Annotated in this window: 15 protein-coding genes; 14 read left to right on the forward strand and 1 reads right to left on the reverse strand. The window is 64.9% G+C overall.

Going from position 1 to position 14,712, the window contains the following annotated elements:
• Positions 1-73: 73 nt before the first annotated feature.
• Genes BLQ85_RS05155 through BLQ85_RS05170 form a run of 4 tightly spaced genes read left to right on the forward strand, consistent with a single transcriptional unit; the run spans position 74 to position 3,649 of the window.
• The gene (locus BLQ85_RS05155) at positions 74-1,489 is read left to right on the forward strand and encodes a Rieske 2Fe-2S domain-containing protein (RefSeq protein WP_074575286.1); all 1,416 of its coding nucleotides are present in this window, start codon (positions 74-76) and stop codon (positions 1,487-1,489) included.
• On the forward strand, positions 1,486-2,967 hold the full coding sequence (locus BLQ85_RS05160; RefSeq protein WP_074575287.1) for a glutamine synthetase family protein: 1,482 nt from the start codon (positions 1,486-1,488) through the stop codon (positions 2,965-2,967). Before BLQ85_RS05155 ends, BLQ85_RS05160 begins: the two co-directional genes overlap by 4 nt.
• 27 nt (positions 2,968-2,994) lie before the next feature.
• The gene (locus BLQ85_RS05165) at positions 2,995-3,318 is read left to right on the forward strand and encodes a 2Fe-2S iron-sulfur cluster-binding protein (protein WP_074575288.1); all 324 of its coding nucleotides are present in this window, start codon (positions 2,995-2,997) and stop codon (positions 3,316-3,318) included.
• A 28-nt stretch (positions 3,319-3,346) separates the two neighbouring features.
• Positions 3,347-3,649 carry an antibiotic biosynthesis monooxygenase family protein gene (locus BLQ85_RS05170; RefSeq protein ID WP_074575289.1) on the forward strand — a complete coding sequence of 101 codons (303 nt, stop codon included), beginning with the start codon at positions 3,347-3,349 and terminating at the stop codon, positions 3,647-3,649.
• A gap of 62 nt (positions 3,650-3,711) precedes the next feature.
• On the opposite strand, the gene BLQ85_RS05175 is transcribed toward BLQ85_RS05170, so the two are convergent.
• A complete protein-coding gene (locus tag BLQ85_RS05175; protein ID WP_074575290.1) occupies positions 3,712-4,155 on the reverse strand; it encodes a MarR family winged helix-turn-helix transcriptional regulator in 444 nt (147 codons plus the stop codon).
• Positions 4,156-4,290: 135 nt separating this feature from the next.
• Here BLQ85_RS05175 and BLQ85_RS05180 point away from each other — a divergent pair, with 135 nt between their 5' ends.
• From BLQ85_RS05180 to BLQ85_RS05225, 10 genes are all read left to right on the forward strand, one after another.
• Positions 4,291-5,490, forward strand: coding sequence for a 3-hydroxybenzoate 6-monooxygenase (locus BLQ85_RS05180; protein WP_074575291.1), 1,200 nt, complete (start codon positions 4,291-4,293; stop codon positions 5,488-5,490).
• 28 nt (positions 5,491-5,518) lie between these two features.
• Positions 5,519-6,487 carry a Bug family tripartite tricarboxylate transporter substrate binding protein gene (locus BLQ85_RS05185; protein ID WP_074575292.1) on the forward strand — a complete coding sequence of 323 codons (969 nt, stop codon included), beginning with the start codon at positions 5,519-5,521 and terminating at the stop codon, positions 6,485-6,487.
• A gap of 16 nt (positions 6,488-6,503) precedes the next feature.
• On the forward strand, positions 6,504-7,874 hold the full coding sequence (locus BLQ85_RS05190; RefSeq protein WP_074575293.1) for an FAD-dependent oxidoreductase: 1,371 nt from the start codon (positions 6,504-6,506) through the stop codon (positions 7,872-7,874).
• Between the two features lie 18 nt (positions 7,875-7,892).
• Positions 7,893-8,987, forward strand: a complete 1,095-nt coding sequence (gene gtdA / locus BLQ85_RS05195) for a gentisate 1,2-dioxygenase (RefSeq protein ID WP_074575294.1) — start codon at positions 7,893-7,895, stop codon at positions 8,985-8,987.
• A complete protein-coding gene (locus tag BLQ85_RS05200) occupies positions 8,984-9,679 on the forward strand; it encodes a fumarylacetoacetate hydrolase family protein (RefSeq protein ID WP_074575295.1) in 696 nt (231 codons plus the stop codon). The genes gtdA and BLQ85_RS05200 overlap by 4 nt, the downstream gene beginning before the upstream one ends.
• Positions 9,680-9,925: 246 nt before the next feature.
• Positions 9,926-10,435, forward strand: coding sequence for a TRAP transporter small permease (locus BLQ85_RS05205; RefSeq protein WP_074575296.1), 510 nt, complete (start codon positions 9,926-9,928; stop codon positions 10,433-10,435).
• A complete protein-coding gene (locus BLQ85_RS05210; protein ID WP_074575297.1) occupies positions 10,432-11,751 on the forward strand; it encodes a TRAP transporter large permease in 1,320 nt (439 codons plus the stop codon). Before BLQ85_RS05205 ends, BLQ85_RS05210 begins: the two co-directional genes overlap by 4 nt.
• Before the next feature lie 68 nt (positions 11,752-11,819).
• Positions 11,820-12,872, forward strand: coding sequence for a TRAP transporter substrate-binding protein (locus BLQ85_RS05215; RefSeq protein ID WP_074575298.1), 1,053 nt, complete (start codon positions 11,820-11,822; stop codon positions 12,870-12,872).
• 202 nt (positions 12,873-13,074) lie between these two features.
• The gene (locus BLQ85_RS05220; RefSeq protein WP_074575299.1) at positions 13,075-14,037 is read left to right on the forward strand and encodes an MBL fold metallo-hydrolase; all 963 of its coding nucleotides are present in this window, start codon (positions 13,075-13,077) and stop codon (positions 14,035-14,037) included.
• 69 nt (positions 14,038-14,106) lie between these two features.
• Positions 14,107-14,661: an NUDIX hydrolase gene (locus BLQ85_RS05225; protein WP_175456048.1), complete on the forward strand. Its 555-nt coding sequence runs from the start codon at positions 14,107-14,109 to the stop codon at positions 14,659-14,661.
• The last annotated feature ends 51 nt before the right edge of the window (positions 14,662-14,712 follow it).

Raw genomic sequence — 14,712 nt, forward strand, 5'->3', positions numbered from 1 at the left:
GGCCGTGAATGTACACTGAATTTTAAATTTGGTATACCGTTTTTAGGTTTACCCTGCACCACAAGGCCCCGCCATGAACGCCGAACAAAACCAACTGCTGACCCGCATCACCGCGGGCACGCCCTGCGGCAAGCTGCTGCGCCAGTACTGGCAGCCCGCCGCGCTGGTCGACGAATTCAACCCGGCGCTGGACCCGCGCATGGCCATCCGCCCGGTCAAGGCACTCAAGCTCTTCGGCCAGGACCTGGTGCTGTTCAAGGATGCCTCCGGCGCCTGGGGCCTGCTGGACCGCGATTGCGCGCACCGCGGCGCCGACCTGTCCTTCGGCCGGCGCGAAAGCCTGGAACAAGGCGGCGGCCTGCGCTGCCCCTTTCACGGCTGGAAGTTCGCGACCGACGGCCGCTGCCTCGAAACGCCGGCCGAACCCACCGGCAGCAAACTGTGCGAGCGCATACGCCAGCGCAGCTACCCCGTGATGGAAAAGGCCGGCGTGCTGTTTGCCTGGCTGGGCGACGAGGGCAGCACGCCGCCGCCCTTCCCGGCGTTTGACTGCTTTACCGCGCCGGCCACGCACAGCTTTGCCTTCAAGGGTTTGTGGAACGCCAACTGGCTGCAGTCCTTTGAGGTGGGCATAGACCCGGCGCATCCGTCCTTTTTGCATCGCTTCTTGCAGGACGACCCGCTGGAGCAGATCGGCGAAAACCCGGCCGGCAAGCAGTTTCGCAGCGCCAGCGCCGGCAGCAAGGACGGCGAGCAGTGGCCGATGACACGCATCATGCGCGAGTTCGCTCAGCCCGACATCAGCTTCGAGAACAAGCCCTGGGGCATGCAGCTGACCGCGCTGCGCGCCATGACCGACAAGCTCACCCACGTGCGCGTGACCAACGCCATCTTCCCGGCCACCTTTGTGATCCCGCTGTCGGAGACCATGACCATCACCCAGATGCATGTGCCGGTGGACGACACCCACACCTACTGGTACACCTTCTTCACGAGCTTTGCCGGCCCTCTGGACCGCGAAAGCATGCGCGCGCAGCGCCAGCAGTTCATCGCCCTGCCCGACTACATCCCCAAGGCCGGCCGCCACAACGACTGGGGCTTTAATGCCGAAGAGCAGATGAGCACCACCTACCTGGGCATGGGCGAGGAAGACATCAATGTGCACGACCAGTGGGCGGTGGAAAGCATGGGCGCGATCCAGGACCGCACGCGCGAGCACCTGGCCACCTCCGACAAGGTCATCATGGCCAACCGGCGCGTGCTGCTGAAAGCGATTGAGACCGTGCAGAACGGCGGCGTGGCGCCCGGCATCGCCGACCCCGCGCAAGCCGCGATGATCACCGGCCCGGACACGGTGGACGGCATCGCCCCGGCCGGCGAATGGGACCAGTGGTGGCAGCAAAACGCCCGCGCCAAGCGTGAGGGCGCGCCCTGGCTGGACGCCAAAGCCAGCTCGCCCGCGCCGGCCGACACCGCCACACAACCATGAGCTTCGCGGCGCAATGCGGCGTGCACGACGCCGCGCGGCAAGCCGCCCAGGCCGAGGCGCTGCGGCGCATCGAGGCCGGCGGCCTGGAGCTGCTGCGTTTTGCCTGGTGCGACCTGCACGGCATGCTGCGCGGCAAGACGCTGGTGGCCGCCGCCGCGGCGCAAGCCATGGCCGACGGCGTGGGCATGGTCAGCACGCTGCTGCTCAAGGACACGGCCGACCGCACCGCCTACAAGGTGTTCGAGGCCGGCGGTGCCGCGGGCCTGCCCGGTTTTGAATTCGGCGGCAATGTGATGCTGCTGGCCGACCCGGCCAGCCTGAAAGAATTGCCGTGGGCAGAGAAAACCGGCTGGCTGCAATGCCAGCCCTGGTTTCCCGACGGCAGGCCGGTCACACTCGACACACGCCGAGTGCTGCAAGACGCGCTGGCCAAGCTGGCCGAAGCCGGCTACGGCATGAAGTGCGGGCTGGAAATCGAGTTCCATATCTACCGCATCAACGAAGGCGGGCCGAACCCGCAACTGGACCCCGAACTGGCCGGCTGGCCCGGCCTACCCCCAGAGGTGAGCATGATCCACCCCGGCTACCAGCTGCTGTCCGAGCAGTGGGCGGACATGGCAGAGGAGCCGCTGCGCATCGTGCAACGCACGGCGCAGGCGCTGGGCCTGCCGCTGCTGTCGCTGGAAATCGAGCTTGGCCCCAGCCAGGTCGAGGCGGTGTTCGAGGCCACCGACGCACTGGCAGCGGCCGACAACATGGTGCTGTTTCGCAGCGCGGTGAAACAGGCGCTGCGGCGCGCCGGCTACCACGCGACGTTTATGTGCCGCCCGCCCTTTCCCAACATCATGTCCAGCGGCTGGCATCTGCACCAATCGCTGGTGGACCTGACAACCGGCGCCAACCTGTTCAAGCGCGCCAGCCCGGCCGCCGGCAGTACGCCGGCGGATGCGCAATTCACGCTCTCGGAAACCGGCGAGCACTACCTGGCCGGGCTGCTCGCGCATGCGCGCGGCATGACGGCTTTTTGCACGCCCACCCTCAACGGCTTCGGGCGCTTTCGGCCCAATGCGCTGGCGCCGCAGTCCATCTTGTGGGGCCGCGACAACCGCGGCGCCATGCTGCGCGTAATCGGCCAGTGCAATGACAACAGCACACGCATCGAAAACCGCCTGGGCGAGCCCGCCGCCAATCCGTATCTCTACATCGCCTCGCAAATCCATGCCGGGCTGGACGGCATCACGCGCCGCCTCGAGGCCCCGCCGGCCACCGACGCGCCCTATGGCGGCAGCGCCGAGAAAATCCCCAGCAGCCTGGGCGAGGCCCTGGAGGCGCTGAAAGCCGACGCCACGCTGGCGGCGGGCATGGGCGATACTTTCATCGACTGCTTCACACACATCAAACAGGCGGAAATCAGCCGCCACGATGGCGCCGAAGACAAGGACGACTGGCAGCGCCGCGAATACTTCAGCCGCATCTGACGACCTCAGACGGCATTACCCCACACCATGATCACGATTCATTTCATCGCGGCCGACGGCCGCGCCACCTCGGTACAGGGCAAGCCCGGCAAAAGCCTGATGGAAGCCGCCGTGGCGGCCGGCATAGACGGCATCGCCGCCGACTGCGGCGGCCTGCTGACCTGCGCCACCTGCCATCTACATGTTCAGGAGCCCTTCGCGTCCAGCCTGCCGCCGCCCGACGGCGAGGAGCTGGGCATGCTGGAATTCACCGCCGCGCCACGCAACGCCGCCAGCCGCCTGAGCTGCCAGATCAAGCTCACGCCGGCGCTGGACGGATTGACGGTACAGTTACCGGCAACCCAATACTGAGACATCGAAGCAAAGGAGTGCTTTTTTCATGATCCTCGAACTCGCCGACATCCGCATCCACCCCGGCCAGCAGGCCGCTTTTGACGAAGCCATACAGCGCGGCCTGCGGGAAGTGATTTCCAAGTCCAAGGGCTTCCAGGGCTTCAAGGTCAACAAGGGCATTGAAAGCCCCGAGCGCTACATCCTGCAGATCTTCTGGGATACGCTGGAAAACCACACCGTCGACTTCCGCCAGTCGCCGGCATTTGCCGACTGGCGCGCCATCGTCGGGCCGTTTTTTGCCGGCCCGCCCACAGTGGAGCATTTCGACCTGCTCGCCAAGTCAGCCTGAAGCCTGGTTGAACCCAATAAAAAACGGGGCTGAAAAGCCCCGTTTTTTATTGGCATGCCGGCTTAGCGGCCGTCGTTCTCGTGGCCGGTGACCAGCTTGGCCAGTAGCTGGTTGAACTGGACCCGCTCGTTCTCCTCCAGCGGGGCCAGGATGCGCTGCTGGGTCTTGCTGACGGCGCGTTTCATCTGCAGCGCGATTTTTTCGCCCTCAGGCGTGGTCCACAGCAATTTGCGGCGCTTGTCGGAGGGATCGGCCTCGCGCTTGACCCAGCCCTTGGCTTCCAGCCGCCCTATCACCGAGCCGAAGGTGGCCGGATCGAAGGCCACCCGGCCCGACAGCGTGATCTGGTCTTCGCCGGGGTCGTCCATCAAGGCGTTCAGGATGGCAAACTGCACCGGCGTGGCATCAAAACCGGCCGTTTCCTCCATGAAAATCGCCACCGCGAGCTGTTGCGCGCGACGGATCAGGTGCCCGGGAGCTTCGCTGAAATTAAATGTTTTTGCCATGTGCGGAGTTTAACGGCCCACTTTGCCATTCAGGGTAAGTACCAAGGTACCAAGCGCCTTATTAATAAGTATACTTATCATAAAGACATCCAACCCAAACCCTCTCTGGTTCAGCCCTCACCCCACCGCTCACCTATGGCACGCACATCCGCACTTCCTCTTCTCATCTCGGGCGGCGGCATCGGCGGTCTGGCCGCGGCCATGGTGCTGGCCCAGGACGGCCACCGCGTGACCCTGTTCGAGCAGGCGGCGAGCTTCGGCGAGATCGGCGCCGGCATCCAGCTGGGCCCCAACATCTTCCGCATGTTCGACTACCTGGGCCTGACCGAAGCCATCAACCGCGTGGCCTTCTTCCCCACCGGCCTTGGCATGAACGACGTGCGCACCGGCGAAAAAGTGGTGCGGGTGCCGCTGGGCGACCTGGCCCGTGCGACTTACGGCTTCCCTTACGGCGTGATCTACCGCGCCGACCTGCACCAGGTCTTCCTGGACGCCTGCCGCGCCCTGCCCAACATCACCCTGCGTACCAGCGCCAAGGTGGAGTCCTTTGACCAGTCAGCCGGCGGCGTGACGCTGCGGCTCGAAGGCGGTGAGGCCGTAGAAGGCAGCGCGCTGATAGGCGCCGACGGCATGTGGAGCCGCATCCGCGAGGCCGTGGTCGGCGACGGCAAGCCCCGCGTGTCCGGCCACATCGCCTATCGCGCGGTGCTCAAGCGCGAAGATGTCCCGGCCCATTTGTGGAGCGATGACGTGCTGCTCTGGGGCGGTGAAAAAACCCACCTGGTGCACTACCCGCTGCGCCGCGGCGAGCTGTTCAACCTGGTCGCGGTCTTCCACAGCAACAAATACGACGAAGGCTGGAACACCTTTGGCGACACGGCCGAACTCAATGAGCGTTTCGCCCAGGCCTGCCCGCAGGTCAAGGAACTGCTAGGCAAGATAGAGACCTGGAAGATGTGGGTGCTGTGCGACCGCGAGCCGGTCCAGAACTGGACCGACAGGCGCGTGACCCTGCTGGGCGACGCGGCCCACCCCATGCTGCAATACCTGGCCCAGGGTGCCGGCCAGGCCATCGAAGACGCGGTGGTCTTGCGCGAAGCGCTGCGCCATACCCGCGGCGACGTGGAAAAAGCGTTCCAGAAGTACCAGCAAAAGCGCTACCTGCGCACCGGCCGCGTGCAGCTGACCGCGCGCTTTTATGGTGATATTTACCACGCGGCCGGCGTGCAACGCGAACTTCGCAACCAGATGTTCCAGAGCGGCACCGAAAGCGCGGGCTTTGCGGGCCTGAAGTGGATGTACGACGGAATCGAGCCGTCAAAACTGTTCCAATGACGGTTTTAAAGCTCCAGGGACTGTTGTGATGAAGCCTTTTGCCAGCGTGTTTTCCGCCGTTTTTTTGGCCACCTGCGCGCAATCCGCCGCGGCCGCCTCCCCCGCCGCCTGGCCGAGCAAGCCAGTGCGCATCCTCGTGGGATTTCCCGGCGGCTCCACACCCGACATGGCGGCCCGCACCCTGGCCGAGCCGCTAAGCCGCGTGCTGGGCCAGCCGGTGGTCATCGAGAACAAACCCGGCGCATCGGGCAATATCGCAGCCGACCAGGTCGCCAAAGCCACCGACGACCACACGCTGGGCGTCGTCATCAACGGCAACCTGACCTCGGCCAAGTTGCTCTACCCCAAGCTGCCTTACGACCCGGCCAAAGACTTCACGCCCATCTCGCTGCTGGCCACCGCGCCGCTGGTGCTGGTGGCACCCGCGAACGAGCCTGGCGGGGCCGACTTCTTCACCGCCGCGCGCCAGGGCGGCGCCCAATGGAACTACGGCTCGGTCGGCAACGGCTCGGTCGCCCACCTGGGCATGGAGTTGCTCAAAAGCCGCGTACCCGGCCTCACGCCGGTGCACGTGCCTTTTGCCGGCAACCCGCAGGTGGTCACCGCCATGCTGGGCGGCCAGATCCAGATGGCGCTGATCCCGCCCGGCGTGGCCATGCCGCATGTGCGCGCCGGCAAGCTCAAGGCCATAGGCCTGGCCGGCGGGCGCTCCTCGCTGGTGCCCGAAGTGCCGCCGCTGGCCGATGCCGGCGTGACCAAGCTCAACCTTGAGGTGTGGACGGCGCTGATAGGCCCGGCAAACCTCTCCAAAGCCGCGCAGGCGCGGCTGGCCCAGGAAGTGCCGCGCATCATCCGCGATGCCGACACCCGGCAAAAGCTGTTCAACCAGGGCTGGCAGGCCGTGGGCACCTCGCCCGACGGCCTCAAGAGCCGCGTGAAGGACGAGGCCGCCATCCTGGGCGGCATCATTCAGTCGCGTGGTATCAAAATTGAATAGGCAGCTGAAGACAGCCATGTCCTCCATCACTGAACCCGCGCGCAGTTTGCCGATTTACGGCGAGTTTGACGTGGTCGTCGTGGGCGGCGGTCCCGCCGGCCTGGCCGCCAGCGTCAGCGCCGCGCGGCATGGCGCGCGCACCTTGCTGGTGGAGCGCTACGGTTTCCTGGGCGGCATGGGCACGGCCGGCGGTGTCACGAATTTCGCAGGCCTTTACGGCCGCAAAAACGGCCAGATGACGCAAGTGGTGCGCGGCGTTGCCGACGAGCTGCTGCAGCGCATAGACGCGCTGGGCGGCCTGAACGCACCGCAGGACGGCATGCAGGGCCGCATACGCGTGCGCTCCTATGACGTGTCGGCCTACAAATGCGCGGCCGACCAGTTGCTGGTGGCCGCCGGCGTGCACATCCTCTTCCATGCCTGGGCCGCGGCCGTGGTGATGGAGAGTGGTCGCATCAACGCCCTGGTGGTGGAGACCAAATCCGGTCGCCAGGCGATACGCGCCACGCGTTTTATCGACTGCTCGGGCGATGCCGATGTGGCGAACTTCGCGGGTGTGCCGTTTGAGCTCGGCGACGGTCACGGCAGCGCGCTGTTTCCCTCGACCATGTTCCGTGTCGGCCATGTCGACGCACAGCTCGCGCTGGCGGCCGTCGGCGAATTCAAGGCCATCAACACGCTGATGGCCGAGAGCCAGGCGCGCGAACCGGGCCGCTACAAGTTTCCACGCGAGGGCGCCATCTTGAGGCCGCAGAAGAACCCGGCTGAATGGCGCGCCAACGTCACGCAAATCCGCAATGCCCAGGGCAAGGCCATGGACGCCACCGACGCGCGCCAGTTGAGCGAAGGCGAACTCGAAGGCCGGCGCCAGATCACTGAATACTTCCGCTTCCTGCGCAATGAGGTGCCGGGTTTCGCGGATTCCGCCATCGTGGACATCGCGCCCCAGGTCGGCATACGCGAGACGCGCCGCATCAAAGGCCTGTATGCCCTGAGCGGCGAAGACATTCTTTCCTCGGCCAGTTTTGACGACGCCATAGGCATCAACGCCTGGCCCATGGAGCTGCATGCCGACGGCCGCATCGACTGGCAGTTTCCGCGCAGCGTCGACGCCGCTGAAGGCCGCGCCTACAACGAGCTGCCCTGGCGCATGCTGGTGCCCGAAGGCGTGGCCAACCTGCTGGTGGCCGGGCGCTGCGCCTCGATGACGCATGAGGGTCAGTCGGCCGCGCGCGCCAGCGGCGGCTGCTTTGTGATGGGCCAGGCGGCCGGCACGGCGGCGGCCATGCCCAGCGCGGGCCGGAGCTTTGCCGAGACCGACGTGAAGCGGCTGCAGCAGTTGCTCACACGGGACGGTGTGTATTTCGACAACGACGGCGCTCTTTAACCAAAGAAGGACACCCCCATGGACATGACGCCCCCTCCCGCCCACGGCCAGAGCGCCGTGCCCAGCGGTGCCGCGCGCAAGGCTTTTTATGAGGCTATTTCGGCGCACAGCATGACGCCGCTCTGGGAAGTGCTGCACGCCCTGGTGCCGCAGTCGCCGAACACGCCCTGCCAGCCGGCGCTGTGGAAATATGCCGACGTGCGTCCCTTCCTGATGCAGTCGGGCGAGTTGATCACCGCCGAAGAAGCGGTGCGGCGCGTGCTGATCCTGGAAAACCCCGGCCTGCGCGGGCAGTCCTGCATCACGCAGTCGCTGTATGCCGGCTTGCAGGTCATCATGCCCGGTGAAATCGCGCCCAGCCATCGCCACACGCAAAGCGCGCTGCGCTTTGTCGTCGAAGGCCACGGCGCTTTCACTGCCGTCGACGGCGAACGCACGCTGATGAAGCCCGGCGACTTCATCATCACGCCCAGCTGGACCTGGCACGATCACGGCCATGAAGGCCGCGTCGAATCCGACGCGCCGGTGGTCTGGCTGGACGGCCTGGACATTCCCATGCTGCGCTTTTTCGACGCGGGTTTTGCCGAGAACGGCGGCGCCAGGCAGCAAGAGGTCACCAAGCCCCTGGGCATCAGCGGCCACCGCTACGGCGCCAACATGCTGCCGATGCGCTACGACGCGCCTTTCGGCCAGACCTCGCCCATCTTCAGCTATCCCTACGAGCGCACGCGCGAGACCCTGCACCAGCTGGAGATGCATGGCGACATCGATGCCTGGGACGGCGTCAAGCTGCGTTATGTGAACCCGGCCACGGGCGGCTCGCCCATGCCCACCATGGCGACCTTCATGCAGCGCCTGCCCGCGGGTTTTGCCGGCAAGCCCTGGCGCCAGACCGACGGCGCCGTGTTCAGCGTGGTCGAGGGTTCGGGTTCGGTCGACATCACACGCGATGGCGAAACCCGGACTTTTGAATTCGGCCCGCGCGACCATTTTGTGATTCCGTCGTGGCACACTGCGCAATTGCGTTCGGCGCAATCGTGTGTGCTGTTCAGTTTTTCAGACCGCCCGGTGCACCAGGCCCTGGGCATACACAGAGAAGAAAGGTTGTCATGAGTTTTGTCATCACCCCACCGGCCACGGTGTCCGTCCCGGTCGTCGGCAGCAAAGAGCGGTTTCCCGTGCACCGCATTTACTGCGTGGGCCGCAACTACGAAGAGCACGCCAAGGAAATGGGCTTTACCGGCCGCGAGCCGCCCTTCTTCTTCCTCAAGCCCGCCGACGCCATCGTCGCGGTGGACGCCGGCAGCACCGGCACCATTCCCTACCCGAGCCTGACCAAAAACCTGCATCATGAGATCGAGCTGGTCGTGGCCATAGGCACGGGCGGCAAAAACATCAAGGCCGCCGACGCGCATAAGCACATCTACGGCTACGCCGTGGGCCTGGACATGACGCGCCGCGATCTGCAGGGCGAGATGAAAAAACAGGGCCGCCCCTGGTGCATAGGCAAGGCCTACGACCACTCCGCGCCCATAGGCCCGATCACGCCCGCGGCCCAGGCCGGCGACGTGAACAACGCCGAGCTGTACATCCAGGTCAACGGCACGGACCGCCAGCGCAGCAATGTGTCCAAGCTGATCTGGAACATCGCCGAAACCATCGAGCACCTGTCGGCCGCCTGGGAACTGCAGCCCGGCGACCTGATTTACACCGGCACGCCCGAAGGTGTGGCGGCGGTGGTCTCGGGCGACACCATGGTCGGCAGCGTGGCCGGCCTGGGCACGCTGACCATCAAGGTCGCATAAGCACACCTTTGCCCATGTCCGCGCCTACACCACGGGTGGCGGCGACAAGCATGAACGGCCGCCTCGCGCGGCTGTTTTTTATGACTGGCGGTTTGCGCGATGAACGCGCATCTGTTGTAATCACCGCGCAAATACCCCGGCCTCTTCGGGTAAGCCGCCTGCCCGGATGAAGCCGCAATTCTGATAATCGGCGCATGCGGTCTGGGGGTGTTCCCGAGATCCTGTCCTGCTTTTCGGAGACCCTTCTTGAAAATCCTGCAGTTCCTCGCAAAACTCTGCGCCGTGCTGGCCGGCGTGCTGCTCACGGCCATCACCTTGATGACCTGCGCCAGCCTGATAGGCCGCAACCTGCTGGGCGCCACGCTGGTCGGCGACTTTGAACTCACCGGCGTGGTGACCGGCGCGGCCATCGCGCTTTTTATGCCTTTTTGCCAGATCAAGCGCGGCAACATCATCGTGGACTTTTTCACGGCCAAACTCAGCCAGACCTCCAACGACAGGCTGGACCGTTTCGGCGCGGCGCTGCTGGGCATCATCTTCGGCCTGCTGGCCTGGCGCACGCTGCTGGGCGGCCTCAACTCCTACGCGACACACTCGGAAACCCAGATTCTGGGCTTTCCGGAATGGACGGTATACGCCGCCATGGTCCCGCCCTTCGTGCTGACCTGCGTGATCGGTTTTTACCAGGCCGTTTTCGGCTTCGGCGATGACCATGGCGCGCACGACGCGCTGGACGAGCTGGAGGCGCACATATGAGCTCCATCACGCTCGCCCTGGTCATTTTCGGCATCATGCTGGTCTTCATGGCCATCCGTGTGCCCATTGCGGTCGCCATGTTCGCCGCGGGCGCCATCGGCTACGTGATGCAAACCGGCTGGGGCCCATTTTCCAGTTTCCTCAACTCCCAGGCCTTCGCGCGATTTGCCAGCTATGACCTGTCGGTGATCCCGCTCTTCATCCTGATGGGCCATTTCGCGACGCAGGGAGGCATCAGCCGCGCGCTGTTCAGCTTCGCGGCCGGTGTGATGGGCCGCTTCAAGGGCGGGCTGGCCATGGCCTCCATCCTCGCGTGCGCGGCCTTCGGCGCCATCTGCGGATCTTCGGTCGCGACGGCCGCCACCATCACCGGCGTGGCCCTGCCCGAGATGAAGCGCCACGGCTACTCGGGCCGGCTGTCCACGGGCACTCTGGCGGCCGGCGGCACCCTGGGCATCTTGATCCCGCCGTCCGTGCCGCTGGTGATTTATGCCATCCTCACCGAGCAGAACATCGCCAAGCTGTTTGCCGCGGCCATGGTGCCGGGCATCATCGCGATGTTCGGCTACATGGTGGCCATCGCCATCTACGTGCGGCTGGTGCCCGGCCAGGCACCCAAGGTCGACGACGACAGGCCGCCCATGACCCTGGCTTCCCTGATGGGCATACTGCCCATCGCCATCATCTTCATGATCGTTTTCGGCGGCATTTACGGCGGCTTGTTCACGCCCACCGAAGGCGCGGCCGTGGGCGCGGCAGCCACCTTTGTGGCCGCCTTGCTCAAGCGCGAGATCACCTGGGCCAAGTTCAAGCTGTGTTTTTACGCCACTGCGGAAAGCTCGGCCATGATTTTCCTGATCTTCATAGGCGCCGACTTGATGAATTCCGCCCTGGCTTTGACCCAGGTGCCCAACCAGCTCGCCGGCGTGGTCGGCAGCTGGGGCCTGTCGCCCCTGATGGTCGTCACGGCCATCCTGCTGTTTTACGTGGTGCTGGGCGCGGTGATGGACGAGCTGTCCATGCTGCTGCTGACCATACCGATCTTTTTCCCCATGGTCATGGGCCTGGACTTCGGCATGGCCAAGGAATCCACCGCGATCTGGTTCGGCATCATGGTGCTGATGACGGTGGGCTTCGGCATGCTGGCGCCGCCGGTGGGGCTGAACGTCTATGTGGTCAACGGGCTGGCGAAAGACGTGCCCATCAGCGAAAGCTACAAGGGCGTCATGCCCTTTCTCATCAGCGACACGATACGCACCACGGTGCTGCTGCTATTCCCCGGCATATCGCTATGGCTGGTGAAATACATCGGCTAGGGCTTTCACCGCTTCTCAAACCCGCTCGCTTGCCTTAAGTTATCCCCATTGCCCACAGGAGACACGCCATGATTCAAAGACGAACCCTTCTTAAAACCGGCGCCGCCGCCGCGCTGGGCACACCGGCCCTCTCGGGCCTGGCCCAGCAGGCCGTGACCCTGAAGTTCCACACCTTCATGTCGCCCTCGTCCAATGTCTGGCTGGCCATGCACAAGCCCTGGATGGAAAAAGTCGAAAAGGAATCGGGCGGCCGTATCAAGTTCGAGGGCTACCCGGCCATGCAGCTGGGCGGCACGCCCGTGCAGCTCTACGACCAGGTCAAGGATGGCGTGGTCGACGTGGTCTGGACCCTGCCGGGCAACACCGCCGGGCGCTTTCCGCGCATCGAGGTGTTTGAACTGCCCTTCATGATGTCCAACGCCGAAGCGACTTCCAAGGCCTATTGGGAATACGTGCAGACCGTCGCGCCCGACGAGTTCAAGGACACCCAGGTGCTGGCGCTGCAGGTGCACGGCCCCGGCGTGATCCACACGGTGGACAAGCCCGTGAAGTCCATCGCCGACATGCGCGGCCTCAAGCTGCGTGCGCCTACCCGGCAGGTGACCAAACTCATGGGCGTGCTGGGCGCCACGCCGGTCGGCATGCCGCTGCCGCAGATCCCCGACGCGCTGAGCAAGGGCACCATCAACGGCTGCGTGATTCCCTGGGAGGTCGTGCCTTCGGTCAAGGTCAACGAACTCACCAAGTTCCACGCCGAGTTCGACCCCGCCGGCGGCAGCCTCTACACCACCACCTTTGTGATGGCCATGAACAAGGCCAAGTACAACTCGCTGGCGCCCGAGCTCAAAAAAGTCATCGACAACAATTCCGGCATGGCGACCTCGGCCTGGCTCGGCAAGGTGCAGCAGGGCAACGACGTGCCCGGCCGCAAGACGGCCAGCGACCGCGGCAACACGATCTACACCGTGAGCGCGGCCGAAGCCCAGGACTTCCGCCGCAAATCGCGCACAGTGGAAGTCGAGTGGGTGGAAGACATGAACAAAAAGGGCTTCGACGGCAAGAAGCTGCTAGACACGGCGCGCAGCCTCATCGAAAAGCATACCAAGACGACCAAGGCCTGAGCCCCGTCCGTGCTTGCGCACAGTCCCACAAAAACCGGGCCAAGGCCCGGTTTTTTTATGGCGTTTCAACGCCCGGGGCCACTGAGTTGCCCATCCGCGAGCAGGGGATTGCCCAAAGCAGCGCGCAAAAAATCCGGCCAGCCCCTACATTCACACGCGCTCCGACATCATTCGCAACACAGCAACAACTACAGGGAACTTTATGCCGCGTCCTTTCACTTTCAAGCACCTCGCCCTCAGCGTCCTGCTGGCTGGCGCCGCGCTCAGCGCCTTTGCCGCTGGCCCCATGGTCAAGACCCAGGCCCCGGGCTATTACCGCGTCATGCTCGGCGACTTTGAAGTCACCGCGCTGTCGGACGGCACCGTCAAGCTGCCCGTCAAAGACCTGCTGACCCGCACCACACCAGCCAAGGTCGATGCGGCCCTGAAACGCGCCTTCCTGGGCGACAAGGTGGAAACCTCGGTCAATGCCTACCTCATCAACACCGGCAGCAAGCTGGTGCTGATAGACACCGGCGCCGCGGGCCTCTTCGGCCCCACACTGGGCAGCCTGCAGGCCAACCTCAAGGCGGCCGGTTACCAGCCCGAGCAGGTCGACGAGATCTACATCACCCATATGCACCCCGACCATGTGGGCGGCCTGGTGGCGGGCGGCGCTGTCGCCTTTCCCAACGCCATCGTGCGCGTGGACAAGGCCGACGCCGATTTCTGGCTGGACGAAGCCAAGATGAACGCGGCGCCCAAGGAGTCGCAAGGCTTCTTCCAGGGCGCGATGGCCTCCATCAAGCCCTACGCGGCAGCCGGCAAGCTCAAGACTTTTGAGGGCCGCACCGAACTTGTGCCCGGCATCAGCGCGCAACCCACCCACGGCCACACGGCCGGCCACAGTGTGTATGTGGTGGAAAGCAAGGGCGAGAAGCTGGTACTGTGGGGCGACCTGATGCATGTGGCGGCCGTCCAGTTCGACGACCCCGGCGTCACCATCAAGTTCGACAGCGATTCCGCACCGGCCGCCAAAGAGCGCGCCTTGGCCTATGCCGCAGCGGCAAAGAGCGGCTACCTGGTCGGCTCGGCCCACATCTCCTTCCCGGGCCTGGGCCATGTGCGCAAGGCGGCCGGCAAGTCCTACGCTTGGGTACCGCTCAACTACTCCTCGCTCAAATAGGCAAAAGCCCTGAGGGCGGCCGCGTGCCCGGGCGGTTTGGGCCGGGCACGAAGCCGCTACACTCATTTGATGCACCGCCTTCCCCTGAAACACTGCCGCGTCTGCGGTACCGCCGTGGCCTACAGGCTGCCGGATGACGGCGACACCAAGGAGCGCGCGGTCTGCCCGGCCTGCAACACCGTCCACTACGAAAACCCGCTCAACGTGGTCGGCACCGTGCCCACCTGGGGCGAGGACGGCGCGCAGGTGCTGCTCTGCAAACGCAATATCGAGCCGCGATGGGGCAAGTGGACGCTGCCCGCGGGCTTCATGGAACTGGGCGAAACCACCGCCCAGGGCGCGGCCCGCGAGACCGATGAAGAGGCCGGCGCGCAGTTTGAAATGCTGGGCCTTTTCACCGTGATGAACGTGGTGCGCGTCGGCCAGGTCCATTTGTTTTACCGGGCGCGGCTTTTGAGCACCGAGTTCAATCCCGGCCACGAAACCATAGAGGCACGGTTGTTCACTGAGGCCGAAATTCCCTGGGATGAGATCGCCTTCAAGACGGTCAAGGAAACCCTGGAGCGTTATTTTGAAGACAGGCGCAAGGGCGCCTTCGGTATCCATACCGCCGACATCACCTGAGCGCTGGCAGACCGCGCAACCCGTCCGGGCAGACCCGGTAGAATTTCCCGC

Origin of the sequence: Polaromonas sp. JS666, from assembly GCF_900103405.1 — a bacterium.
In the GTDB taxonomy this organism is placed as follows: Bacteria; Pseudomonadota; Gammaproteobacteria; order Burkholderiales; family Burkholderiaceae_C; genus Polaromonas.